22 protein-coding genes are annotated in these 23522 nt (G+C 64.4%); 4 read left to right on the top strand and 18 right to left on the bottom strand.

Translation table 11 applies throughout. The features are described from left to right. The first annotated feature begins 79 nt into the window (after positions 1-79). Positions 80-802, top strand: coding sequence for a fumarate/nitrate reduction transcriptional regulator Fnr (fnr, locus tag ACODSM_RS15365; protein ID WP_015014806.1), 723 nt, complete (start codon positions 80-82; stop codon positions 800-802). Between the two features lie 101 nt (positions 803-903). Here fnr and ACODSM_RS15360 read toward each other — a convergent pair whose 3' ends face one another. From ACODSM_RS15360 to ACODSM_RS15320, 9 genes are all read right to left on the bottom strand, one after another. Next, a complete protein-coding gene (locus tag ACODSM_RS15360) occupies positions 904-1200 on the bottom strand; it encodes a hypothetical protein (RefSeq protein WP_015014807.1) in 297 nt (98 codons plus the stop codon). A gap of 55 nt (positions 1201-1255) precedes the next feature. Further along, positions 1256-1534, bottom strand: a complete 279-nt coding sequence (locus tag ACODSM_RS15355) for a FixH family protein (RefSeq protein ID WP_488805879.1) — start codon at positions 1532-1534, stop codon at positions 1256-1258. Positions 1535-1598: 64 nt separating this feature from the next. Continuing rightward, entirely contained in the window at positions 1599-3044 is a 1446-nt protein-coding gene (gene ccoG, locus ACODSM_RS15350; RefSeq protein ID WP_488805878.1) for a cytochrome c oxidase accessory protein CcoG, read from the bottom strand. 92 nt (positions 3045-3136) lie between these two features. Then, positions 3137-4051 carry a cytochrome-c oxidase, cbb3-type subunit III gene (ccoP, locus tag ACODSM_RS15345; protein WP_015014810.1) on the bottom strand — a complete coding sequence of 305 codons (915 nt, stop codon included), beginning with the start codon at positions 4049-4051 and terminating at the stop codon, positions 3137-3139. A gap of 24 nt (positions 4052-4075) precedes the next feature. After that, positions 4076-4213, bottom strand: coding sequence for a CcoQ/FixQ family Cbb3-type cytochrome c oxidase assembly chaperone (locus ACODSM_RS15340; protein WP_015014811.1), 138 nt, complete (start codon positions 4211-4213; stop codon positions 4076-4078). A gap of 16 nt (positions 4214-4229) precedes the next feature. Then, a complete protein-coding gene (gene ccoO / locus ACODSM_RS15335; RefSeq protein ID WP_060987389.1) occupies positions 4230-4862 on the bottom strand; it encodes a cytochrome-c oxidase, cbb3-type subunit II in 633 nt (210 codons plus the stop codon). An 18-nt stretch (positions 4863-4880) separates the two neighbouring features. Then, a complete protein-coding gene (gene ccoN, locus ACODSM_RS15330) occupies positions 4881-6320 on the bottom strand; it encodes a cytochrome-c oxidase, cbb3-type subunit I (RefSeq protein ID WP_110961118.1) in 1440 nt (479 codons plus the stop codon). Between the two features lie 64 nt (positions 6321-6384). After that, positions 6385-6522, bottom strand: coding sequence for a cbb3-type cytochrome oxidase assembly protein CcoS (gene ccoS, locus ACODSM_RS15325; RefSeq protein ID WP_010460651.1), 138 nt, complete (start codon positions 6520-6522; stop codon positions 6385-6387). Further along, complete coding sequence (locus tag ACODSM_RS15320) at positions 6522-9029, bottom strand: heavy metal translocating P-type ATPase (protein ID WP_488805930.1); 2508 nt, start codon at positions 9027-9029, stop codon at positions 6522-6524. The genes ccoS and ACODSM_RS15320 overlap by 1 nt, the downstream gene beginning before the upstream one ends. A 108-nt stretch (positions 9030-9137) precedes the next feature. Between ACODSM_RS15320 and ACODSM_RS15315 the strand changes: the two genes are divergently transcribed. Continuing rightward, positions 9138-9581: a universal stress protein gene (locus ACODSM_RS15315; protein WP_015014815.1), complete on the top strand. Its 444-nt coding sequence runs from the start codon at positions 9138-9140 to the stop codon at positions 9579-9581. A 172-nt stretch (positions 9582-9753) separates the two neighbouring features. Here the strand turns inward: ACODSM_RS15315 and ACODSM_RS15310 are convergent, their stop codons facing one another. From ACODSM_RS15310 to ACODSM_RS15285, 6 genes are all read right to left on the bottom strand, one after another. Continuing rightward, a complete protein-coding gene (locus ACODSM_RS15310) occupies positions 9754-11328 on the bottom strand; it encodes a malonate--CoA ligase (protein WP_488805877.1) in 1575 nt (524 codons plus the stop codon). Positions 11329-11410: 82 nt separating this feature from the next. Continuing rightward, on the bottom strand, positions 11411-12214 hold the full coding sequence (locus ACODSM_RS15305) for an enoyl-CoA hydratase/isomerase family protein (protein WP_488805876.1): 804 nt from the start codon (positions 12212-12214) through the stop codon (positions 11411-11413). Between the two features lie 149 nt (positions 12215-12363). Further along, complete coding sequence (locus ACODSM_RS15300) at positions 12364-13353, bottom strand: Bug family tripartite tricarboxylate transporter substrate binding protein (protein WP_108625126.1); 990 nt, start codon at positions 13351-13353, stop codon at positions 12364-12366. 67 nt (positions 13354-13420) lie between these two features. Next, positions 13421-14908: a malonyl-CoA decarboxylase gene (locus ACODSM_RS15295; protein ID WP_488805875.1), complete on the bottom strand. Its 1488-nt coding sequence runs from the start codon at positions 14906-14908 to the stop codon at positions 13421-13423. Beyond that, a complete protein-coding gene (locus ACODSM_RS15290) occupies positions 14905-15573 on the bottom strand; it encodes a GntR family transcriptional regulator (protein WP_110961114.1) in 669 nt (222 codons plus the stop codon). Before ACODSM_RS15290 ends, ACODSM_RS15295 begins: the two co-directional genes overlap by 4 nt. A gap of 371 nt (positions 15574-15944) precedes the next feature. After that, entirely contained in the window at positions 15945-16862 is a 918-nt protein-coding gene (locus tag ACODSM_RS15285; RefSeq protein WP_488805874.1) for a LysR family transcriptional regulator, read from the bottom strand. A 119-nt stretch (positions 16863-16981) separates the two neighbouring features. On the opposite strand from ACODSM_RS15285, the gene ACODSM_RS15280 reads away from it, so the two are divergent. Further along, entirely contained in the window at positions 16982-17899 is a 918-nt protein-coding gene (locus ACODSM_RS15280; RefSeq protein WP_343734290.1) for a DMT family transporter, read from the top strand. 81 nt (positions 17900-17980) lie between these two features. Here ACODSM_RS15280 and lgt read toward each other — a convergent pair whose 3' ends face one another. Then, positions 17981-18808 (bottom strand): prolipoprotein diacylglyceryl transferase, encoded by an 828-nt coding sequence (gene lgt / locus ACODSM_RS15275; RefSeq protein ID WP_488805873.1) that lies wholly within the window; start codon positions 18806-18808, stop codon positions 17981-17983. 256 nt (positions 18809-19064) lie between these two features. Further along, positions 19065-20924: a dihydroxy-acid dehydratase gene (ilvD, locus tag ACODSM_RS15270; protein WP_488805872.1), complete on the bottom strand. Its 1860-nt coding sequence runs from the start codon at positions 20922-20924 to the stop codon at positions 19065-19067. Between the two features lie 411 nt (positions 20925-21335). Here ilvD (ACODSM_RS15270) and ilvD (ACODSM_RS15265) point away from each other — a divergent pair, with 411 nt between their 5' ends. Continuing rightward, a complete protein-coding gene (ilvD, locus tag ACODSM_RS15265) occupies positions 21336-23039 on the top strand; it encodes a dihydroxy-acid dehydratase (RefSeq protein WP_015014825.1) in 1704 nt (567 codons plus the stop codon). Positions 23040-23233: 194 nt separating this feature from the next. Here the strand turns inward: ilvD (ACODSM_RS15265) and ACODSM_RS15260 are convergent, their stop codons facing one another. Continuing rightward, positions 23234-23476, bottom strand: a complete 243-nt coding sequence (locus tag ACODSM_RS15260; RefSeq protein ID WP_488805871.1) for a TIGR04438 family Trp-rich protein — start codon at positions 23474-23476, stop codon at positions 23234-23236. Positions 23477-23522 lie beyond the last annotated feature (46 nt).

Genomic DNA, 23522 nt, shown 5'->3' with positions numbered 1-23522 from the left:
CCGCTTGCCCGCGCTCTGTATTCAGGTTCGTGTACGGCAAGCGCGATATGCTTGACCGCTAACCCAAGCCCATGTGTCTATGAACCCGCTCACCATCAAAGTCGCCTGCTCCAACTGCAACCTCCGCGAGCTGTGCATGCCCGTGGGCTTGAACGAAGAGCAACTGCAGCGCATTGACGAGGTCGTTGCTGTCCGCCGCAAGGTCAAGCGCGGCGGCACGCTGTTTCGCAATGGCGAGTCCTTCACGTCCTTGTACGCCATCCGCACCGGTTTTTTCAAGACCTGTGTGGCCACCGAAGACGGTCGCGACCAGGTCACGGGCTTTCAGATGGCGGGGGAGATCATCGGGCTGGACGGCATCGTGAATGACCACCACACCTGTGACGCGGTGGCCCTGGAAGATGCCGAGGTCTGCGTCATGCCTTTCGACCGCATCGAAGAACTGTCCCGCGAAGTCACGGCCCTGCAGCACCACGTGCACAAGATCATGAGCCGCGAGATCGTGCGCGAACATGGTGTGATGCTGCTGCTGGGCAGCATGCGTGCCGAGGAGCGCCTGGCGGCCTTCTTGCTCAACCTGGTGCAGCGCCTGCATGCACGGGGCTTCTCGCAATCAGAACTGGTGTTGCGCATGACGCGCGAAGAGATCGGCAGCTACCTGGGCCTCAAACTTGAAACAGTGAGCCGCACCTTCTCCAAATTTGTGGAAGAAGGCATCGTGGAAGTCAAACAGCGCCATGTGCGCATCCTTGACACCGATGCCCTGCGACGCATTGTGAACAGCCAGCAGACCTGCCACTGAGTACGGCCCCTCGTCGGCTGAGGGTCTGGGCGGTACAAAAGCCCTACGGTCCCTTCTAAAACGGCATGCAGCGCATGCCCGCATGAACCGGCGAAAAAGGCTCAGGAGCAAGACGACGATGTCTTGCGGCAATCGTCAGGGCGCTCCCCGTCGGGCACGGGACAGCGGTTGACCTCAAACGGGGACATGGACAGTAGCGTGGTCAATGCGCTGGTGGCCATGGTGATGGCCCAGAACACAAAAAATGCGAGGGTGTACACCCCCTGCCTCGACAGCGCCAGAGGCTGCCCGAACCAGTGCAGGTCCTGGGGGTCCACCATGGCAAAAACCAGCATCTCCAGCACACCCGCCATCAAAAAGGCGGGCCATGCAATCCACATCAGGCGTTGCGTCCACATATAGGTTCTGTCTCCTGGTGCTGCCGGGGTCGCCAGGGTGTGCGACCCTGGGGTTTCAGCGTGGTTGGTCTTGCACAGGGGTGGCCGCATGGTTGCGGGCCTTGAGGGCCGGCGCCAGACTCTTTTCCGGCGCCACCAGTGTCTTGTTGATTTCGATGCCTTGGCGGTAGTAGTCCTCCGCCACCACGGGGTCGGGCCGCGAAATCGCTAGCCACAGCGTCACAAAGCCCGCCACGATCACGATCAGAGGCCCGGCAATCACCAGCCACACATGGCCAAACTTCCACCAGGGTACGGTTACCGCCTGGGTTGCAATGGCAGGGTTTGAAGACATGGTGCTTTACTCCTCAACAATATCGGTCAAAGTGCGGCCCCGAAGGGCCCCACCGGAATACCGCTCAGCGCGGTACAAGGAACACGGATTTCTCCGTGACATGGGCCGCTGCTCCTACGGCCTGCACATCAAACTGAACGGCATGCGACCCGGGCGTAGCGGAACCATAGGGAATCTGCAAACGCACGGCCACCCAGCGAGACTCTGCCGCGCCAATGTCCACTTCAGCCTCGGAAGCCACTTCGAGACCCTCCAGGCCCCGCGCACTGATGCGATAACGCTGCTCGCCCTCGGTGGCATTCATGATCTGCAGCCGGTAAATGTTCTCCAGCTTGCCACCCGCCACGATGCGCGAGAGCGCAGCGCGGTCCCGCACCACATCCACCTTCAGCGGTGTGCGCACCACCAGGCTGGCCAACATGGCCACGCAAAGGCTTACCAGCACGGCGCTGTAGATCAGCACGCGGGGGCGCAGCACGCGGCGCAACATCTGCGACTGCGTCCAGTGCTTGGCAACGCCGTTCTGGGTCGAATAGCGGATGAGCCCACGCGGGTACTGCATCTTGTCCATCACGGTATTGCAGGCGTCCACGCACAAGCCGCAGCCGATGCATTCGTACTGCAAACCCTTGCGGATGTCGATGCCCACGGGACAGACCTGCACACACAGCGAGCAATCGATGCAGTCACCCAAGCCCTGGGCTTTGTAGTCGATGTTCTTCTTGCGTGGGCCACGCTGCTCGCCACGTTCAGGGTCGTAGGTAACGATCAAAGTGTCCTTGTCAAACATCGCGCTTTGAAAACGCGCATAAGGGCACATGTACTTGCAGACCTGCTCGCGCATGAAGCCCGCATTGCCATAGGTGGCAAAACCGTAGAACAGCACCCAGAAAATCTGCCAGCTGCCCTGGAACGCCAGCAGCTCGCTGCCCAGCTCGCGAATGGGGACGAAGTACCCCACAAAAGTGAACCCGGTCCACAGGGCCACCGCGATCCACACCACTTGCTTGAAAAACTTCTTGCGGATCTTCTCGAACGTCCAGGGGCCGTTGTCCAGGCGGAGCCGGGCACTGCGATCGCCTTCGATCTTGTGCTCGATCCACATGAACATTTCGGTGTACACCGTCTGCGGGCACGCAAAGCCACACCACAGACGCCCGGCCACTGCGGTGAACAGGAACAGTGACAACGCCGAAATGATCAGAAGGCCGGTGAGGTAGATGAAATCCTGCGGATACAGCACCAGACCAAAGATGTAGAACCTGCGAGCCCCCAGGTCAAACAGCACCATCTGGCGCTGGCCCCACTCAAACCACGGCAACCCGTAAAACACCAGCTGCGTAAGAAACACCATGCCCCAGCGCCAGCGCGCAAACAGGCCGCTGATGGAACGCGGGTAGATCTTCTTTTGCGCTTCGTACAGCGAGATGATCTCGCCCGCAGACGACGCATCTGCCGCGACTGGCGTAATCGGGATGACCTTGCGAGCCGGCTCGCTGGGTGTGCTCATGGTGTCGCTTTGTGAACGGAATTAAGGCGTAAAAGGGGTGCCTTCAAACGGAAACCCGGGCAGTGCGTCTCACGCACCGCCCGGCAGCCAGGTCAGCGTGCAGCCACCTGCTTGTTCGACAGGCCCCACACATAGGCAGAGAGTACGCCGATCTGCGCCTCGGTCAACTTTTCGGCCTGTGCAGGCATCTGGTTGACCTTGCCGTTGTTGATCATGGCGGTGATGGCGGCCTCGCCCCAGCCATGCAGCCAGATGTCATCGGTCAGGTTAGGCGCGCCCAGCGCCTGGTTGCCCTTGCCGTCCATGCCGTGGCAGGCTGCGCAGGCAGCAAACTTGGCCTTGCCCAGCGATGCGCGCAGCGAGTCATGGGGGCTGCCCGACAGGCTCAGCACGTAGTGCGACAGGTTACGCACGTCTTCCGGGGAGCCCACTGCGGCTGCCATGGGAGGCATGTTGCCGATGCGGCCCTTCTCCAGCGTCTCGCGGATCTTCTCGGGCGTGCCGCCGTGCAGCCAGTCGTTGTCCGTCAGGTTTGGAAAGCCCTTGCTGCCTCGCGCATCCGAGCCGTGGCACTGTGCGCAGTTGTTCATGAACAAACGCTCGCCTATCGCGTGGGCCTGGGGGTCGGCGGCTACGTCTTCAGGCTTCATGGAGGCAAAGCGTGCGTATAGCGGCTCCAGCTCCGTCTTGGCCTTGGCCATTTCGGCTTCGTACTCGCCCTTCTGCGTCCAGTTGAGCTTGCCGGTGAAGCTGCCCAGGCCTGGATAGGCGGCCAGGTAGCCCAGACCAAAGACGATGGTGATGACAAACAGCCACACCCACCAGCGCGGCAGGGGGTTGTTCATCTCGACCAGGTCCTCATCCCAAACGTGGCCGGTGGTGTTGTCGGAGGTGGCCACCACCTTCTTGCGGCCCGCCATCCAAAGCAGGATGCCGCAGGCGATGATGCCGACCAGGGTCAGCGTGGTCACAAAGACCGACCAGAAATTGCTGGTGAAGTCACTCATGGGGTGTTCTCGTTCTGGTGAAGGTCAATCTGTCTCGAAAGGCAGCTGGGCTGCCTCGTCGAACCGGGCCTTGTTGCGGCCTCGGTAGGCCCAGACCCAGATGCCAATGAAGCAGGCCATCGATGCCAGGGTGGCGACGATGCGCATGGTGGTGATGTCCATGGGATATCTCCTTTGCTTACTTGAGCGCACGGCCCATGACTTGCAGGTAGGCGATGAGCGCATCCTGCTCCGTCTTGCCCTTGACCTCGCCCGCCGCAGCCGTGATCTGCTCGTCGGTGTAAGGCACGCCCACGGTGCGCAGGGCCTTCATGCGGGGCGCCATCACTGCGGGGTCCACCTGGTTCTTTTCAAGCCAGGGGTATGCGGGCATGTTGGACTCGGGCACCACATCGCGGGGGTTGTTCAGGTGGATGCGATGCCATTCGTCGCTGTACTTGCCACCCACGCGGTGCAGGTCGGGACCCGTGCGCTTGCTACCCCACTGGAAGGGGTGGTCATACACAAACTCGCCCGCCACCGAGTAGTGGCCATAGCGCAGCGTCTCTGCGCGGAAGGGGCGGATCATCTGCGAGTGGCAGTTGTAGCAACCCTCGCGGATGTAGATGTCGCGGCCTGCCAGCTGCAAAGCGTTGTAAGGCTCGACACCCTTGACCGCCTCGGTCGTGGACTTCTGGAAGAACAGGGGCACGATCTCGACCAGACCGCCAATGGCGATCACGATCAGGATCAGCACGATCATCAGAAAGTTGTTGGTCTCCACCTTTTCATGGGTGAAACCGGTCGAAGCAGATGTGTTGTTATTGGACATGAATGATCTCCTTCAGACTCAGGCGTGGGCCGTGTTCACTGCAGGAATGGCCACCTTGACCGAACGGCCCGAGATGGCAGTCAGCCACACGTTCCAGGCCATGACCAGCATGCCGCCCAGGTACAGCAGACCACCGGCCACGCGGATCACATAGAAGGGATAGGTCGCCTTCACGCTTTCCACGAAGGTGTAGGTGAGCGTGCCGTCGGGGTTGACCGCGCGCCACATCAGGCCTTGCATCACGCCGGCAATCCACATGGCAGCGATGTACAGCACGATGCCGATGGTGGCCATCCAGAAGTGCAGCTCGATCGCCTTGACGGAGTGCATCTTGTCCTTGCCGAACAGACGGGGCACCAGGTAGTACAGCGAACCCATCGAAATCAGGCCCACCCAGCCCAGGGCGCCGGAGTGCACGTGGCCGATGGTCCAGTCGGTGTAGTGGCTCAGGGCATTGACGGTCTTGATGGACATCATCGGGCCCTCGAACGTGGACATGCCGTAGAACGACAGCGACACGATCAGGAAGCGCAGGATAGGGTCGTCACGCAGCTTGTGCCATGCACCCGACAGGGTCATGATGCCGTTGATCATGCCGCCCCAGCTGGGAGCCAGCAGGATGAGCGAGAACACCATGCCCACCGATTGCGTCCAGTCAGGCAGCGCGGTGTAGTGCAGGTGGTGTGGGCCGGCCCACATGTAGGTGAAGATCAGCGCCCAGAAGTGCACGATCGACAGGCGATACGAGTACACAGGACGACCTGCCTGCTTGGGGATGAAGTAGTACATCATGCCCAGGAAACCAGCGGTCAGGAAGAAGCCCACGGCATTGTGGCCGTACCACCATTGCACCATGGCGTCCTGCACACCGGCGTAGGCCGAGTAGCTCTTCATCATGCCCGCTGGGATGGCTGCGCTGTTCACCAGGTGCAGCAGTGCCACGGCCAGGATGAACGCACCAAAGAACCAGTTGGCCACATAAATGTGCTTGACCTTGCGGGTTCCAATGGTGCCGAAGAACACGATGGCATAGGACACCCAAACCAGCGTGATCAGGATGTCGATGGGCCATTCGAGTTCAGCGTATTCCTTGCCCTGGGTGTAGCCCATGGGCAGGCTGACCACCGCAGCCGCAATGACCAGCACCCAACCCCAGAAGGTGAATGCGGCCAGAGGACCCGCAAAAAGCCGGACCTGGCAGGTGCGCTGCACCACGTAGTAGCTGGTAGCAAACAGCGCGCTACCGCCAAAACCAAAGATCACCGCATTGGTGTGCAAAGGTCGCAAGCGGCCATAACTCAGCCACGGAATGCCAAAGTTGAGTTCTGGCCAGGCCAACTGGGCGGCGATGATGACGCCCACCAGCATGCCGACCACCCCCACCACCACGGCCAGGATAGAGAACTGCCGCACTACCGTATCGTTGTAGTGCGCAGCATTTGTTTTTGGAAAATCCATCGGGCACCTCTTTGTATTGCAGTAAGAGTTTGTTGCAGTCGCGGCTATCGGGCATTGACACAAGTCAACCGTCTCGGAGAATGCGCTCCCCCTCTTGTTCGACGCTCTCGAACTGCCCGTGGTACACCGCCCACCACAGGCCTCCCAGAATCAAGAGCACCAGCATTACGGACAGAGGAATCAACAAATAAAGGATGTCCATCAGACGGGCTCCAGTGGGGTCTTCGAAAGATCAAGGGGCGGCTGCGACGTGCCGCTGGCCGTGATGTCGGGGCGCGCAGGCAAAGCAGCTGTTGGCAACGGCGCGCTGTGCGAGCCTGGCAAGGAAGGCAGGTCGCGCGCCAGGCGCGCGGCATTGAGCACCACCAGCAGCGAACTCAGCGCCATGCCCAGTCCCGCCAGCCAGGCCGGCATCCAGCCGACCACCGCCAGCGGCACACACAGCGCGTTGTAGGCGGCGGCCCACCACAGGTTCTGCCGTACCACGCGCAGGGTGCGGCGCGCCAGCAGCACGGTTTGCGGCACCAGCGTCAGGCTGTCACCCAACACCACAAAGTCCGCCCGGGACTGCGCCAGCGGGACGGCACGGCCGAAGGCAAAAGAGACATGGGCACCCGCAAGCACCGGGCCATCATTAAGGCCGTCGCCCACCATGGCTACGTGATGGCCCTGCAACTGCAACGCCTGAAGCGCTTCCAGCTTGCCTTGCGGAGTGCACTCGCCCTGGGCATGGGCAATGCCCGCCTGCGTGGCCACCCGTTGCACCGCGCCCCGGCGGTCACCCGACAGCAATTGCACAGCCACGCCGTCCTGCTGCAAGGCCCGCACCACGGCCGACGCCTCGGCCCGCAGGTCCTCCACCAGGTCGAAGCGGGCCAGCTCAATCAGGGCTCCATCAGACGCTTGTTCAGAGAGCACGACTTGCAGCGCAGCACCGCCCGCATCGTTGGCAACGCCCGCGTGGCGGGCAGAGCCCAGGCGGATCGTGCGAGCAGCCACCGCCCCGGTGGCGTCCTCTACCGTCGCGGTCAGCCCCTGCCCTGCATCCTCTTGCAGGCCTGTCACCTGCCAACGCCCCGACGGCAGCGGCTGTGCAGAAGCCGCCGCAGCCAGCGCCCGCGAAGCCGGGTGCATCGATTGGCGCGCGAGCGCTGCCGCCAGGTCCAGCGCCTCTTGTGCACTGCAACCGGCCGCAGGGTGCACCGCTTGCAGCGCCATGCCGTCGCGGGTCAGCGTACCGGTCTTGTCAAACACCATGGTGTCCACCTGCGCCAGCGCCTCCAGCCCCTGAAGGTTGCGCACCAACACGCCATGGCGCGCCAGCGTGCCCGCGGCGGTGAGCATGGCCACCGGGGTGGCCAGCGACAGCGCGCATGGGCAGGTCACGATGAGCACCGCCACCGCCACCATCAGCGCATGCCCTGGGTCCGACGGCCACCAGTAGGCAGCGGCCAGCGCCGCCGCCAGCAAAACGGCAACCAGAAAAGGCCGCGCAATGCGGTCTGCCAGCTGCGCCAGCCGGGGCTTTTGCAGTGAAGCGCTTTCCATCAGCGCCACGATTTGCGCAAAGCGGGTCTGCCCGCCCGTGCCTTCCACCAGCACCTCGACCGGCGCCTGCAGGTTGTAGCTGCCCGCCGTCACGCTGCTGCCCACGGGGCGCGCAACGGGTGTGGATTCGCCCGTCAGCAAAGCCTCGTCAGCATGGGTGTTGCCTGCCGTGATGCGGCCATCGGCCGGAAACGCCTCGCCGGGCAGCACGCGGACGGTGTCCCCCACCACAATGCGCCGCGTGGCCACGCGGGCGAAGCTGCCATCCGCCGCGCGCCGCTCCACGCTGTCGGGCAGGCGGTTCATCACGGCCTCCAGCGCACCCGCCGTGCGGTCGCGCAGGCGCAGCTCCAACCATCGGCCGGTGAGCAGAAAGAAAACAAACATGGTCAAGGAGTCGTAGTACACCTCCTTGCCAAAGATGCCTGCAGGGTCAAAAGTGCCGGCCGTGCTGACCACGAACGTGATGGCCATGCCCAACGCCACGGGCAGGTCCATGCTGACGCGGCGCAGGCGAATGTCACGCAGCGCGCTGGTAAAAAAGGGGCCACAAGAAAACACCACCATGGGCAGCGTGATGACCCAGGAGGCCCAGCGCAACAGCTGCTCCATCTCGCCTGACAGGTCGCCCGGCTGCGCCACGTAGGCGGGCCACGCGTACATCATCACCTGCATCATGCAAAAGCCCGCCACCAGCCAGCGCCACAGCGCGCGGCGGCTCTCGCGCAGGCGCTGGTCGCGCGCAAACGCATCCATGGCGGGCATGGCGCGGTAACCCGCGTGGCGCACGGCTTCCATCCACTGCGACGGCTTCACTTGGCCAGGCTGCCACACCACGCGGGCCCGGCGCGTGGCGGCGCTCACATCGGCCTGCAACACGCCCGGCACGGCCCGCAGGGCGTCTTCGATCGTGAGGGCACAGGCCGCGCAGTGCATGCCCTCCAGCACCACATGGGAGTCCCACGCGGTGGCGGCGGCGTCGGCCACTGCAGGGTCGGTGGCGCCCCCTGGCAGGGGGCTGCCTGCAGGGGTGCAGGGTCGGCCAAACGCCAGCCATTCCTGGGGGTCATCCAGCAGCTCTACCCGCTGCGGCGGCAACGGATCTGCCACGCTGTCAGAAGGATGCACCGCAGAGGAAGCCGGCGCACCGGGTTGAAACATGGACATGGTTCAAGCCTATCTGTGGGGCATGACAACTACATTGACCTGGATCAAGCCCCGGAACATGATTCATCCTAAGCTTGTTCCATCACTTTGAGGAGCCCTTTTATGTACAAACGCATCCTGATCGCTACAGACGGATCCCCTCTGTCGGACAAAGCGGTGGAACATGGCCTGTCCCTGGCCGCCCTGTCAGGCGCCACCGTGGTCGCCCTCAAGGTGGTGCCCCGCTACCCCCGCAGCTACTTTGAAGGCGGCATGCCGGTGGACATGAACGACGTCAAACGCATCGAAGCCCAGTGGGGCGATGCCGCACAGGCCATGGTCGACGGCGTGAAAGCCCAGGGCGGCGCGCAAGGCGTGACCGTAAAGGCCGTCGTCGCCAAGTCCGACCTGGTGGCCGAAGCCGTGATTGCAGCCGCCAAGAAGCACAAGTGCGACCTGATCGTGATGGCATCGCACGGCCGCAAGGGCCTCAAGCGCCTGTTGCTGGGCAGCGAAACGCAGCATGTGCTGACGCATTCGCACATCCCCGTGCTGGTGCTGCGCTGAAGAGACCACCTGCTCAAGCAGACCCAAATATGCTGATGACGCTTGATTGAAAGGCGCCTTCAGCTATCAAAATCAGAGCAAACGCAGCGCCTGAGTTTGCGTCTGCGTCCGCCAACAAAAAAGGGGCAACTTGCCCCTTTTTGTCTTTGTGCGCATCGCGCCGCGCAGTTGCTCAGGCAAACAACCCCTTGTACTGATCCCGCAGCAGATTCTTCTGCACTTTACCCATCGTATTGCGCGGCAGCTCCGCCACCAAAAAGCACTTCTTCGGAATCTTGAAGTTGGCCAGCTGCGACTTGAGCTGGGCCACGATGGCATCGGCATCCAGTTGGGCGCCGGGCTTGGCAATCACCACAGCCACACCCACTTCGCCAAAGTCGGGGTGGGGCACGCCGACCAGGGCGCTTTCGGCCACGCCGGGCATGTCGTTGATGTAGCCCTCGATCTCTGCGGGGTAGACGTTGTAGCCGCCGCTGATGATCAGGTCTTTGCTGCGGCCCACGATGTGCACGTAGCCGCGCTCGTCCACCTTGCCCACGTCGCCGGTCTTGAAGTAGCCGTCTTTGGTGAACTCTTCCGCCGTCTTTTCGGGCATGCGCCAGTAGCCCTTGAATACGTTGGGGCCCTTGACCTGGATGCCACCGATCTCGCCCACGGGCAGGTCTTTGCCGTCTTCGCCCTGGACGCGCAGGCTCACGCCCGGCAGGGGGAAGCCCACGGTGCCGCCCCGGCGTTCATCCTGGCCTTGGTAGCGCTTGTCGGCGCTGTAGGGGTTGCTGGTGAGCATGATGGTTTCGCTCATGCCGTAGCGCTCCAAAATGGTGTGGCCGGTGCGTTGCTGCCATTCCTTGAAGGTTTCGATGAGCAGCGGTGCGGAGCCTGCGATGAACAGGCGCATGTTCTTCACGGCCTCTTTGGTCAAACCCGCCTCGGCCAGCATGCGCACATACAACGTGGGCACGCCCATGAACACTGTGGCGCGCGGCATGGCGGCGATGACGGCCTTGGGGTCGAACTTGGCCATCCAGATCATCTTGCTGCCGTTGATGAGCGCGCCGTGGATGGCGACGAACAGGCCGTGCACATGGAAGATGGGCAGCGCGTGGATGAGCACATCGCCCCGGCCATCAGGCCCTCCGGTAGCCGTCCAGCCCCAGTAGTCCTTGAGCATGACCGCGTTGCTGAGCATGTTGCCGTGCGTGAGCATGGCGCCCTTGCTGCGGCCGGTGGTGCCGCTGGTGTAGAGGATGGCAGCCAGGTCGTCGGCGCTGCGGGGCACGGCCTGGTGCTCGTCGCTGTGGTGGGCAGCGCGATCGAGCAGGCTGCCGGTGCGGTCGTCACCCAGGGTGAACACATGCTGCGTGCCCAGGGTGAAGGCGATTTTGCTGACCCAGCCGAAGTTACCGGGGCTACATACCACCACGGCGGGCTCGGCGTTGCCGATGAAGTATTCGATCTCGGCGCTTTGGTAGGCGGTGTTGAGCGGCAAGAACACGTAGCCCGCACGCAGCGTGGCCAGGTACAGGGCCATGGCTTCGACCGACTTTTCGACCTGCACGGCCACGCGGCTGCCTTCGGGCAGCTTGAGCGATGCGAGCAGGTTGGCGATGCGGGCGCTGGCGCGGTCCAGGTCGCGCCAGGTGTAGTACAGCGGGGTACCGTCCGCCGCCGTGGTCTCGACGGCGGTGCTGTCCAGGTCAGACGGGAACGCGGCGCGCAGGGCGCTGAAGAGGTTGTGTTGGCTCATGGCTCAGACTTCGATGGGCTGGGTAGCTGGGTTGAGAGTTTGGGACGGACTGAATGGGAGAAGCCGGGGACGACGGCGCCGGTCAAAACACCGGCGCGCGCTTGTCCAGAAAGGCAGCGATCCCTTCGCGGTGCTCGGCACTGGCGGCATAAGCATAGGGGTCAGCGGGGCCATTTACTATGTTTTCGATAGCAGGCTGGGCATGATTTTCTTGCGCTACAGGCGCTTTCAGTGCCCGAAACGTCTGTTTGTTCATGCGGGCGGCCTGGGGCGCCAGCGCAGCAATGCGCTGGGCACTGCCCAGGGCTTCGGTGGCCACCATGTCGTCAGCCACCACGCGGCTCAGAAAGCCACGGGCCAGCATGTCGGGGGCGCTGAAGGTGGCGGCCTCCAGCAGCATCTGGCGTGCGGTCACATCACCCACCGCACCAGCCACCAGTTGCGCCTCGCGCGGGGCCATCGGAAAGCCCAGCTTGGCAATCGGCGCGCCAAACCGCGCGCCATTGCCCGCCACGCGGATGTCGCAGCAGCTGGCTATCTCCACCCCGGCGCCCATGCAGGCGCCGCTGATCTGGGCCACGATGGGCACGTCGCACTGGAGCATGGCGTTGAGCCCGCCCCACACGTCGTTTTCATGAAAGTCGCGCAGGGCTGCCGCATCAAAACGGAAGCCGGGGTACTCTGAAATGTCTCCGCCCGCACAAAACGCCCCGCCCTCGCCCGCAATGAGCACGCAGCGCGCATCGGCACGGCGCTGCAGGTCTTCAAACACCGCACGCAACTGCCGCCACATGGGCCGCGACATGGCGTTCAGCCGCCCGGTGTGGCGCAGGGTGACATGCACCACTCCGCCTTCACCGGCATTCATCAACACTTCACCAGACATCTTGGTATCCATCCCGTCCTGCACTGCTCAACACTTGCAGCCCTCGAAACCCGCGCAGCGCCATCGCCAGGGCCACCGTGGAGCTGGCTTTGCCAGGCCACGGGTGGCGTCCCCCTTCAGGGGGGAAGGCGCAAAGCGCCTCAGGGGGGTTAATCTAGCTTCGCGCCAGACGCCTTCACCACCGCCGCCCAGCGCTTGACCTCACTGCTCACAAACGCGCCAAACTGTTGCTGCGTCATGCCGCCGTAGTCCGCGCCGTTGCTGGCCCACACGGCCTTGAGCTCTTCAGCCGTGCCCAGGCGCTTGATTTCGTCCACGATGCGGGCCTGCACATCAGCCGGCGTGCCTTTGGGCGCCCACAGGCCGTACCACGTGGTCACGGTGTAGTCGGGCAGGCCCACTTCGGAGGCGCAGGGCACGTCCGGGAACGCGGGGTTGCGCTTGGGGCCCGACACCATCAGCGCCTTGATGCGGCCGCTCTTGATGTGGTTGGCCGAGGAGCCCAGGCCGTCGAACATCATGTCGACATTGCCGCCGATCAGGTCTTGCAGCGCCGGGCCTGCGCCCCGGTACGGAATGTGGGTGATGAAGGTGCCCGTCTGCTGCTTGAACAGCTCGCCCGCCAGGTGGTGCGAGGTGCCGGCTCCGGCCGAGCCGTAGTTGAGCTTGGCGGGGTTGCGCTTGACGTAGTCCAGAAACTGCTTGAAGTTGGCCGATGGCGTCTTGGGGTTGACCACCACCACCTGCGGCACGTTGGCCAGCAGCGCCAGCGGAATGAAGTCTTTTTCGATGTCGTAGTCGAGCTTGGGGTACATCGACGGTGCAATGGCGTGGTGCACCGCCCCCATGAACAGGGTGTAGCCGTCCGGCGCAGCCTTGGAGGCAATGCTGGCGCCCAGCGTGCCACCGGCGCCCCCCCGGTTGTCGATCACCAGCGTCTTGCCCGTGCTTTTGGAAAACTGCGCGGCCAGCGGCCGGGCAAAGGCATCGGTGCCGCCACCGGCGGGGAAAGGTACCACCACCGTCACCGGCTTGGTCGGCCAGTTGCTGTCGGCCCAGCTGCTGCCACTGGCCAGGCCCAAACCTGCAGCCGCTGCGCCGAGCAACACATCCCGGCGTTGGATTCGCGATTCAATCATTCCTTGTCTCCTGTCGTTGTAAAAATACCCTGTCACTGGTGCACCCGGCATCATGCCGGGCGCCCCGTCAGTCGCGGCAAAGGCTGTCGATGTCCCCCGACACTGGCACTTTGCCCTGCGCAAGCAAGCTGCGGTGCTTGTCGATGCGCTTCAAGTCGTACAGGTAGTTCACCATGAGCCCGTACGATTGTTTCTGCCCCTTGCTGGACGGATCGCCCGCCCAGTTCAGACGCTCTACCCGCGCGCCGTTGCCCAGGTGAAAGCGGGCCACGGGATCTGCCGGCTTGCCTTCTTGCAGCTCGCGGCCCAGATAGTACGCGGCGCATTCCAGCAGCATCTGGCGCACGGGGGATTTAGCGTCCAGCTCCAGCGCCTTGTCCAACGCGCCGAGGAAATGCGTGGCCTGCGGCGGCTCGAAGCCCACCGCACGGCCCAGTTCGCTGCGGCGCTTATCGTCCAGGCGATCCAGCATGGCCCCTGCATGCTTGCCCAGCCAAGCGCGGAAACCCGGGATGGGCGACAGCGTGGCAAAGGTGCGCAAACGCGGAAACTCGGCCGTAAGCGTCTCCACCACATGCTTGATGAGCGAGTCGCCAAAGCTCACGCCACGCAGGCCGGTTTGCGTGTTGCTGATGGAGTAGAAGATGGCCGTGGTGGCCCGCGTGATGTCCACGGGCGCAGCGGCCTCGTCCAGCAGCGGCGTGATGCTGGACGAGATTTTGTCGAGCAACGCCACCTCCACAAAGATCAACGGCTCGTTGGGCAGGCGCGGGTGGAAGAAGCCGTAGCAGCGGCGGTCGCTGTCCAGCCGGTTCTTCAGGTCGGCCCAGCTGCGGATGTCGTGCACGGCCTCGTACTTGATGAGCTTTTCGAGCAGGGATGCAGGCGAGTCCCACGACAGGCGGCGCAGCTCCAAAAACGCCACATCGAACCAGGTCGAGAACAGGTGTTCCAGCTCGGCATCGAGCGGCAGCAGGCGCTTGTCGGCCTTGAGCAGCGGCAGGATCTCTGCGCGCATGTCCACCAGAAAGCGCATGCCTTCGGGGAACGCCGAAAACCGCTGCAGCAGCCGCGTGCGGGGCGACACCAAAGCGCGGCGCAGGCTGATCTCGGCCTGTCCTTCTTCGGCCGTGCCCGCTGCGGCCTCGTAGCGCTGGCGGGCGGATTTGAAGCGTGTGGCGTCGGGCGCAAACTGATCGCACATCAGCAGCCACATGTCGCGCCGCTCCTCGGGCTCGGCCTTGGCATACCACTCGGCCACCACCTGGGCGCGGCGGCCACCTTCGATCTCGCTCACCTGCGGCGCCACCACCTCCTGCAGGTCGGCCAGCAGGCGGCGCAGCGCGCGGGGAGACAGCGCCTCCTGGCCGCGACGCAGGGTGGCCTGCAGGCGCTCGTGGGTGGAACGCGGCACCGCCACCTTGGCGACCACGTCGGTCACGGTTTTGTCGAGCGCGGCCTTGGCGAGCTTGTCCCCCGCCTTGTCGGCGGCGGGTGCGGCAGTGCGCAGGCGTGACACGCTGCGGGCGATCCATTCGGGGGTGCTGCTGATCATGGGGTCAACCTCGATTGCTGGTTGCGGGCTACGTCGCGCAGCGCATCGCGCTGGCGCAACAAATGGGTGCGCATGGCTTCTTCGGCGGCATCGCAGTCGCGGGCCTTGAGGGCAGCAAACACGGCCAAGTGCTCCGCCAGGCTTTGCTGCATGCGCCCGGGGGCGTGCAGCGACTTGTGGCGTGCCAGCCGCAGGATCTTGCGCAGGTCGCCAATCACCTGGGCCAGCCAGCGGTTATCGGCCAGCGTGATGAAGGCCTCGTGGATGGCGTAGTTGGCTTCGTAGTAGTCGGTGACCAGCCCGTCGGCCGCGCATTGCTGCAGGCGTTCGTGCAGCAGCTCCAGTGCGGCAATGTCGGCTGCCACGGCCTTGCGCGTGGCCTCGTGTGCGGCACGGCCTTCCAACAGCGCAATGACCGGGAAGATTTCGTCCAGGTCGCTCTCTGTGACCTCGGCCACAAAACAACCCCGGCGCGGCTCGTGGCGCAGCAGCCCCTCGGCCACCAGCACCTTGAGTGCCTCGCGCAGCGGGGTGCGCGAAATCTCCAGCCGCTCGCACAGGGCGGCCTCATCCAGAAAGCTGCCGGGCGGCAAGGTGCCCGCAAAAATCTGCTCCCGCAGCCGGGAGGCGACTTCGTCGTGCAGTGAATTCGGGACAGGACGCATGTGAAACAAGGCTCCAGAGCACCAACCCGCGAGGCATCAGCAGCCAACTCCTAGTGGATTGCGCAGGTCGAATGCCTGCAACGCCCCTCTATCAGCTGACAACAGTGGCGATTGCCTCGCCATGTGTGTAATTTCTCATAATTACGCGAAATGACAAGATGAAAACCCTGATTTGCAGGCTTTGGTTACACAAAAGATGGCAACTGCAGTGCTTGCGCAACGCCACGTGCCAGAGAACGGCCAGGGTGGCGAACCCGCTGTTGGCCCGAAGGCGCGGTCATTTGTTGATCCGCCCCGGGCCAGACGAGCTGTCGAGGGTGCAGCACCCGCAGAGCCCACCGCAGGCTCGCCCTGCGCCCCCCTCTCCCGCTTCACTCCACGCCCGCAAAACCTTCCACCAGATGGTCAATCCACACCCGCAGCTTGGCGGGCAGAAAGCGGTGAGACGGGTACAGCACCCAGGCCGTGCCCGCGTACGAGGTCTTGTGCTCCCAGTCGGGCAGCACGGTCACCAGGTCGCCCCGCTCCAACGCAGCGCGCGCGGTAAAGCCCGGCAGGCTGGCGATGCCCAGATGGCTCAGCGCGGCCTCCAGCCGCACCTCGCTGTGGTTGGCCACATAGCGGCCGCGCACGGCCACCGTGGCGGCTTCGCCCGCGCGCTCAAAGCGCCAGTGCCTGTCGCGCTCGTCCTCGCCCAGGGTAATGCAGGCGTGGTGCTCCAGGTCGCGCGGGTGCTGGGGGTGGCCCCGTTCGGCCAGGTAGCGCGGGCTGGCGCAGACCAAATGGCGCAACGTGGCCAGCGGCCGTCCGGCCAAGCCCGGGGGCGGGGTGTCGGTCACGCGCAGGGCCAGGTCGATGGGCTCCTCGAACAGGTCCACCGTGCGGTCGGTGATCAGGAGCTGCACATCGACCTGGGGGTATTTCTGCAAAAACGGCAGCACCAGCGGGTGCACCAGCTGGCGCCCCACCGCCTTGGCCATGCTCATGCGCACCATGCCAGAAGGCTCGGCAGAGTGCGTGTCGCTCAGCGCCCATACCTCGCGCGCGGCAGACACCATATCCTGACAACGGCTGTAGACCGCCGTGCCCGCATCGGTCAGCCGCAGCTTGCGGGTGGTGCGCTCCAGCAGGCGCACGCGCAGCGCCCCCTCCAGCCGGGCCACCTGGCGGCTGACCGCTGAGGGGGTGATGCCTAGCTGCCGGGCGGCAGCCGAGAAGCTGCCTGCGTCCACTACGCGGGCAAACACCGCCATGTCGGAGAGGCTGTCCAGGGGTTGATTGATGCGCATGGGGAACAAGTGCAGTTCTTTGGCAGCGATTATCAATCCAGCGACGCAAATTGATAATTTCCCAAGCCCATCGTCGCCAAGCAGCGGCGCCCCACTGCTTCCACCCCAGTCTGCATCCCATGTCACACACCCTGCCCCTGTCTGCCCCCTCCCCGCTGGCCCCGCGCCTGTCTGACCTGGCCTTGCTGCTGGTGGCCGTGGTGTGGGGCACGAGCTACGGCATGGCCAAGGGGGCCCTGGTGTTCTACCCGGTGCTGGGCTTTTTGGCCGTGCGCTTCCTCCTAACCTTTGCCGTGCTGCTCCCTGCCCTGCTGCGCGCCACCGCGCCCGAGCGGCACGATGCGCTGGTGGCCGGCCTGCCACTGGGTGTGCTGATGCTGGGCATTTTTTTGTGCGAGACCTTTGGCTTGGCGCTCACGCAGGCCAGTAACGCCGCGTTTCTGATCAGCCTGTGTGTGGTGTTCACGCCGTTTGCCGAGTGGTGGCTGCTGCGCCAGCGGCCCGAGCGCGCGATGTTTGCTTTTGCCGCCGTGTCGCTCCTCGGCGCGGCACTGCTCAGTGGGGGTTACACGGGCCGGTGGGGCTGGGGCGACGCGCTGATGCTGGCGGCGGCTGTGCTGCGCGCCATCACGGTGTGCCAAACCACGCGGCTCACCCGCAGCCGCAATGCGCCGGTGCTGGCCCTCACGGCGGTGCAGTCGGGCGTCATTGGGGTGGGCTGCCTGCTGCTGGCGCTGGCTTTGCCGGGCAAGCTGCCCCCGCTGCCGTCGCTCACCCAGGCCAGCGCTTTCTGGTGGGCCTGCATTTACCTGGTGGCGGGCTGCACGGTGTTTGCGTTTGTGGCCCAGAACTGGGCACTGCGCCACAGCTCGCCCACGCGGGTGGGCTTGCTGACCAGCAGTGAGCCCGCCTTTGGGGCGCTGTTTGCGGTGTTCTGGCTGGGCGAGCAGCTCAGCGTTACGGGCTGGGTGGGCGGTGCGCTCATCGTGGGCGCCGCCCTGTGGACGATGGCGCGGCGGGGGGATGCGCAGCACTGACCGACTGCCCACCCGCCCCTCGCCCCAGGCACTACCATTTTGATAGCTGCTTGGGCATATGGTACCGACGCTATCGCCTTTTTACTTCGAAACCAGCGCCCCCACCGGCCGCTGCTGTGCCCACAGCCACATCGCTGCGCCCCCCACGATCATGGGCACGCACAGCCATTGCCCCATGCTCATGCCCAGCGACAGGATGCCCAGGAAGGCATCGGGCTCGCGGAAGTATTCGGCAATGAAGCGGAACACGCCGTAGCCAAACAGGAAGGCGGCAGCCACCTGGCCGGGACGGCGCTCCTTGCGCGCATACAACCACAGCAGGATGAACAGCAACAACCCTTCCATCAGGAACTGGTAGACCTGCGACGGGTGGCGCGGCTGCATGGAGCCGCTGTGCGCAAACACCATGCCCCAGGGCAGGTCGGGACTAGCAAAGCGGCCCCACAGCTCGCCGTTGATGAAGTTGCCCACACGCCCGGCCGCGAGACCCGTGGGTACGCAGGGCGCCACAAAGTCGGCAACCTGTAGCCAGGGGCGTTGGCGCGAATGGGCAAACCACAGCATGGCCGCCACCACACCCAGCAGCCCGCCGTGAAAGGCCATGCCGCCCTGCCACACGGCAAAAATCTCCAGCGGGTGGCTCAGGTAGTAGCCCGGCTTGTAGAACAGGCAGTAGCCCAGTCGCCCGCCAATGACCACACCCGCCACCCCCAGGAAGAGGATGTCTTCGACATCCTTGCGGGTCCAGGCGCCGGGCCCCGTGATAGAGGCAAAGGGCGGGTGCTGCAGGCGCCGGATGCCCAGCAGCATGAACAGGCCAAAGGCCGCAAGATAGGTCAGGCCATACCAGTGCACAGCCAGCGGGCCGATCTGCAGGGCGACGGGGTCGATGTGGGGATAGGTCAACATGGTGGCGGGTATTGTGCCCGCGCTGGGGATGACCCCGCAGTCAGGACCTACCGCCTCGGGCAAGACCGCCGGGTGGCCGCTGCCGCGCCGGAACGATCCGCTGGACCCACACAACCCGTTTTTGAATAAAAAGCCGAGGAAGTGCTAGTCCATCATACGCTGACAGCTATCAAAAGTAGAGCGCCGATAAAAAAGCCGCGCCCTTTGGGCGCGGCTTCCAAGCGGCAGCAGGGCACCCGGCCCCGCAAAACCCCCCTCAGTCGTCCAGCAGCGACAAGTCGCGCACGGCGCCCTTGTCGGCAGACATCACCAGCTTGGCATAGGCCTTGAGCGCAGCCGACACCTTGCGCGGGCGTGGCTGGGCAGGCTTCCAGCCCTTGGCGTTTTGCGCTTCGCGGCGCTTGGCCAGTTCTTCATCGCTCACCAGCACATTGATCGTGCGGTTGGGGATGTCGATGCGGATGCGGTCGCCGTTCTGCACCAGCCCGATCGCGCCACCGGCGGCCGCTTCGGGCGAGCAGTGACCGATCGACAGGCCCGAGGTGCCGCCCGAGAAGCGCCCGTCCGTCAGCAACGCACAGGCTTTGCCCAGGCCTTTGGACTTGATGTAGCTGGTGGGGTAGAGCATCTCTTGCATGCCGGGGCCGCCCTTGGGGCCTTCGTAGCGCACGATGACCACGTCACCGGCCTTCACCTTGTCGGCCAGGATGTTGGCCACGGCCTCGTCCTGCGACTCGGTCACGTGGGCCGTGCCTTCAAACACCAAGATGCTTTCGTCCACACCGGCCGACTTGACCACGCAGCCGTCCACTGCGAGGTTGCCGGTCAGCACGGCCAAGCCGCCTTCCTTGCTGAAGGCGTGGTCGTACGAGCGGATGCAGCCCTCGGCGCGGTCCAGGTCCAGGCTGGGCCAGCGGGTGTTCTGGCTGAATGCCACCTGCGTGGGGATACCGGCGGGGCCGGCCATGTAGAAGGTGCGCACGGCGTCGTCCTGCGTGCGCACGATGTCCCATTGGTCCAGCGCGTCTTTGAGCGTGGGGGCGTGCACGGTGGGCACGTCGGTGTGCAGCTTGCCTGCGCGGTCCAGCTCGCCCAGGATGGCCATGATGCCGCCCGCGCGGTGCACGTCTTCGATGTGGTATTTGTTGGTGTTGGGCGCCACCTTGCACAGCTGCGGCACGACGCGCGAGAGGCGGTCGATATCGGCCATGGTGAAGGGGATCTCGGCCTCCTTGGCAATCGCCAGCAGGTGCAGGATGGTGTTGGTGGAGCCGCCCATGGCGATGTCCAGCGTCATGGCGTTTTCAAACGCCTTGAAGCCCACCGAGCGGGGCAGCACGCGTTCGTCGTCCTGCTCATAGTATTGCTTCGCCAGATCCACGATGCGGCGGCCCGCGCGCTTGAAAAGCTGTTCGCGGTCGGCATGGGTGGCCACCACCGTGCCGTTGCCGGGCAGCGACAGGCCCAGCGCCTCGGTCAGGCAGTTCATGGAATTGGCGGTGAACATGCCCGAGCACGATCCGCAGGTGGGGCAGGCCGAGCGCTCGACCTCGGCCACGTCGGCGTCGGAGTAGTTGGTGTCGGCGGCGATCACCATCGCGTCCACCAGGTCAAGCTTCTTAAACTCCATGACCTTGGTGACCGGGTTGGCCAGGCGGGTCTTGCCCGCTTCCATCGGGCCGCCCGAGACGAAGATCACCGGGATGTTCAGACGCATGGCAGCCATCAGCATGCCGGGGGTGATCTTGTCGCAGTTGGAGATGCAGACCATGGCGTCGGCGCAGTGCGCGTTGACCATGTATTCGACCGAGTCGGCAATGATGTCGCGGCTGGGCAGCGAATACAGCATGCCGTCGTGGCCCATGGCGATGCCGTCGTCCACGGCGATGGTGTTGAACTCCTTGGCCACGCCGCCAGCGGCTTCGATCTCGCGGGCCACCAGCTGGCCCAGGTCCTTCAGGTGTACGTGACCAGGCACGAACTGGGTGAACGAATTGACCACCGCGATGATCGGCTTGCTGAAGTCATCGTCTTTCATGCCGGTGGCGCGCCACAGGGAACGCGCGCCTGCCATATTGCGACCGGCGGTGGAGGTTTTGGAACGGTAGATGGGCATCGTGCTGGCTTCTGGAAAATCGCTGAAAAGGAAGCGGGCCGCAGGAATAAAGGCCCCTTGGGATGCTCGTCACGCATCATCGCGCCGTGTGCATCTGCGGCCTCGGGCGGTCTGCAGCGTTGCAAATGCTCGCAATAGCACCGGCTATTGCTGCGCTTTGCGCCTTGCAGCCCATCCCGATCCGCAGTGCTCACTTTCCGCTCGATTCTTGAAGAGCACCCCTCGCTCCCGTGCAACCAACCTCTTGAGCCGTGCCGGGGGCAAACCCGTCAATTATCGCCCAGCCCTTTGGGCCCGCACGGGGCGGCGGCGTTGGGGATTGCGGGGGCAGCCCCCACGCACTGCGACGGCGCTGGCAGAATGACCCATTCCGCTCCAGCCCCACCAACCCCGACACCAGGACGCCCCACGATGACCGACTCCAGCAAGCCCTCCGCGCCCATCAACCGCCGCAGCGCCAACATCACCCAGGGCAAGTCGCGCGCACCCAACCGCTCCATGTACTACGCCATGGGCTACGAGGAAGGCGACTTCGTGAAACCCATGGTGGGCGTGGCCAACGGCCACAGCACCATCACGCCCTGCAACAGCGGCCTGCAGAAGCTGGCCGATGCGGCGATTGCAGGTATCGAAGAAGCCGGTGGCAACGCCCAGGTGTTCGGCACCCCCACCATCAGCGACGGCATGGCCATGGGCACCGAAGGCATGAAGTACAGCCTGGTGAGCCGTGAAGTCATCAGCGACTGCATCGAAACCTGCGTGGGCGGCCAGTGGATGGACGGCGTGCTGGTGGTCGGCGGCTGCGACAAGAACATGCCCGGCGGCCTGATGGGCATGCTGCGCGCTAACGTGCCCGCCATCTATGTGTACGGCGGCACCATCCTGCCCGGCCACTACCAGGGCAAGGACCTGAACATCGTGAGCGTGTTCGAGGCGGTGGGCGAAAACGCGGCGGGCAAGCTGAGCGACTTCGACCTCAAGGAGATCGAGAAGCGCGCCATCCCCGGCACGGGTTCGTGCGGCGGCATGTACACGGCCAACACCATGAGCAGCGCGTTCGAGGCCCTGGGCATCAGCCTGCCCTATTCGTCCACCATGGCCAACCCGCACGACGAGAAGATGAACTCGGCCAAGGAGTCGGCCAAGGTGCTGATCGAGGCCATCAAGAAGGACATCAAGCCGCGCGACATCGTGACCAAAAAGTCCATCGAGAACGCCGTGGCCGTGATCATGGCCACCGGCGGCTCGACCAATGCCGTGCTGCACTTTCTGGCGATTGCCCATGCAGCGGGTGTGGAGTGGAGCATTGACGACTTCGAGCGCGTGCGCGTGAAGACCCCCGTGCTGTGCGACTTGAAGCCCAGCGGCAAGTACTTGGCTGTGGACCTGCACCGCGCAGGCGGTATCCCGCAGGTCATGAAGATCTTGCTGAATGCAGGCCTGCTGCATGGCGACTGCCTCACCATCGAGGGCAAGACCATTGCCGAAGTGCTGAAGGACGTGCCCGACCAGCCGCGCGCCGACCAGGACGTGATCCGCCCCATCAGCAACCCCATGTACGCGCAGGGTCACCTGGCCATCTTGAAGGGCAACTTGAGCCCTGAGGGGTCGGTGGCCAAGATCACCGGCTTGAAGAACCCTGTCATCACCGGCCCGGCCCGCGTGTTTGACGATGAGCAGTCGGCGCTGGAAGCCATCCTGGCAGGCAAGATCAAGGCCGGTGACGTGATGGTGCTGCGCTACCTGGGACCCAAGGGCGGCCCCGGCATGCCCGAGATGCTGGCGCCCACCGGCGCACTGATCGGAGCGGGCCTGGGCGAGAGCGTGGGCCTGATCACCGACGGCCGCTTCTCCGGCGGCACCTGGGGCATGGTGGTGGGCCACGTAGCGCCTGAAGCGGCGGCGGGCGGCACCATTGCCTTCGTCAACGAGGGTGACAGCATCACCATTGACGCGCGCCAGCTGCTGTTGCAACTGAATGTGCCCGACGAAGAGATCGCCAAGCGCCGCGCCGCCTGGACGGCACCTGCCCCGCGTTACACCCGGGGTGTGCAAGCCAAGTTTGCGTTCAACGCGTCGAGCGCGAGCAAGGGGGCGGTGCTGGACGCCTATTGATGGCGCTGCGGCTGCGCACCGGCCGGTGGCGAGAAGACGGTTGAGGCTCCGGCAGGCGTCTTTCTCCAGGTGGTCGGCTCACAACAAAAAGCCCGCAGTACGCGATGTACTGCGGGCTTTTTGTTGAATAGACGACGAGAACAAGTCATCGCTCAAGCCACCGTCAGCCCCTTGCTGCGGGGCCAGCGCCAGTGTCAGCGCGGCTTGCGTGGGCGAATGCCCAACGCTTCCTTGTGTTTGTTGATGCGGTCCTTTTTGCGCTGGTCCATCTTTTCCATGGCCTTGCGCTTGGTGTAGCCGGTGGAATCAGCCCAGGCCCACCACAGCGCCGTGGCGGCAAAGGGGGCCAGCACCCACCACCAGGACCATGTGGCCACAGGGCCGATCTCGAAATACTTGAGTGTCAGAATGAGAAGGGACAGACCCAGCAGATACATCGCTCTCTCCAAAAAATGCCGCGAAAAGCGGGATTGACCAAGGACA

The organism is Acidovorax sp. FG42, from assembly GCF_057809195.1.
The sequence above is the reverse complement of the archived record's forward strand: the minus strand, read 5'-3'. Positions and strand labels throughout refer to the sequence as shown.

Bases quoted from the DNA above. Each gene is read 5' to 3' on its own strand.
- ACODSM_RS15300 (WP_108625126.1), bottom strand. From the start codon at position 13,353: ATGATTGAATCGCGAATCCAACGCCGGGATGTGTTGCTCGGCGCAGCG.
- fnr (WP_015014806.1), top strand. From the start codon at position 80: ATGAACCCGCTCACCATCAAAGTCGCCTGCTCCAACTGCAACCTCCGC.
- ACODSM_RS15305 (WP_488805876.1), bottom strand. From the start codon at position 12,214: ATGTCTGGTGAAGTGTTGATGAATGCCGGTGAAGGCGGAGTGGTGCAT.
- ACODSM_RS15315 (WP_015014815.1), top strand. From the start codon at position 9,138: ATGTACAAACGCATCCTGATCGCTACAGACGGATCCCCTCTGTCGGAC.
- ACODSM_RS15295 (WP_488805875.1), bottom strand. From the start codon at position 14,908: ATGATCAGCAGCACCCCCGAATGGATCGCCCGCAGCGTGTCACGCCTG.
- ACODSM_RS15340 (WP_015014811.1), bottom strand. From the start codon at position 4,213: ATGGACATCACCACCATGCGCATCGTCGCCACCCTGGCATCGATGGCC.
- ACODSM_RS15310 (WP_488805877.1), bottom strand. From the start codon at position 11,328: ATGAGCCAACACAACCTCTTCAGCGCCCTGCGCGCCGCGTTCCCGTCT.
- ccoN (WP_110961118.1), bottom strand. From the start codon at position 6,320: ATGGATTTTCCAAAAACAAATGCTGCGCACTACAACGATACGGTAGTG.
- ACODSM_RS15285 (WP_488805874.1), bottom strand. From the start codon at position 16,862: ATGCGCATCAATCAACCCCTGGACAGCCTCTCCGACATGGCGGTGTTT.
- ilvD (WP_015014825.1), top strand. From the start codon at position 21,336: ATGACCGACTCCAGCAAGCCCTCCGCGCCCATCAACCGCCGCAGCGCC.
- lgt (WP_488805873.1), bottom strand. From the start codon at position 18,808: ATGTTGACCTATCCCCACATCGACCCCGTCGCCCTGCAGATCGGCCCG.
- ccoG (WP_488805878.1), bottom strand. From the start codon at position 3,044: ATGAGCACACCCAGCGAGCCGGCTCGCAAGGTCATCCCGATTACGCCA.
- ACODSM_RS15280 (WP_343734290.1), top strand. From the start codon at position 16,982: ATGTCACACACCCTGCCCCTGTCTGCCCCCTCCCCGCTGGCCCCGCGC.
- ccoS (WP_010460651.1), bottom strand. From the start codon at position 6,522: ATGGACATCCTTTATTTGTTGATTCCTCTGTCCGTAATGCTGGTGCTC.
- ACODSM_RS15260 (WP_488805871.1), bottom strand. From the start codon at position 23,476: ATGTATCTGCTGGGTCTGTCCCTTCTCATTCTGACACTCAAGTATTTC.
- ACODSM_RS15320 (WP_488805930.1), bottom strand. From the start codon at position 9,029: ATGTTTCAACCCGGTGCGCCGGCTTCCTCTGCGGTGCATCCTTCTGAC.
- ACODSM_RS15360 (WP_015014807.1), bottom strand. From the start codon at position 1,200: ATGTGGACGCAACGCCTGATGTGGATTGCATGGCCCGCCTTTTTGATG.
- ccoP (WP_015014810.1), bottom strand. From the start codon at position 4,051: ATGAGTGACTTCACCAGCAATTTCTGGTCGGTCTTTGTGACCACGCTG.
- ACODSM_RS15290 (WP_110961114.1), bottom strand. From the start codon at position 15,573: ATGCGTCCTGTCCCGAATTCACTGCACGACGAAGTCGCCTCCCGGCTG.
- ccoO (WP_060987389.1), bottom strand. From the start codon at position 4,862: ATGTCCAATAACAACACATCTGCTTCGACCGGTTTCACCCATGAAAAG.
- ACODSM_RS15355 (WP_488805879.1), bottom strand. From the start codon at position 1,534: ATGTCTTCAAACCCTGCCATTGCAACCCAGGCGGTAACCGTACCCTGG.
- ilvD (WP_488805872.1), bottom strand. From the start codon at position 20,924: ATGCCCATCTACCGTTCCAAAACCTCCACCGCCGGTCGCAATATGGCA.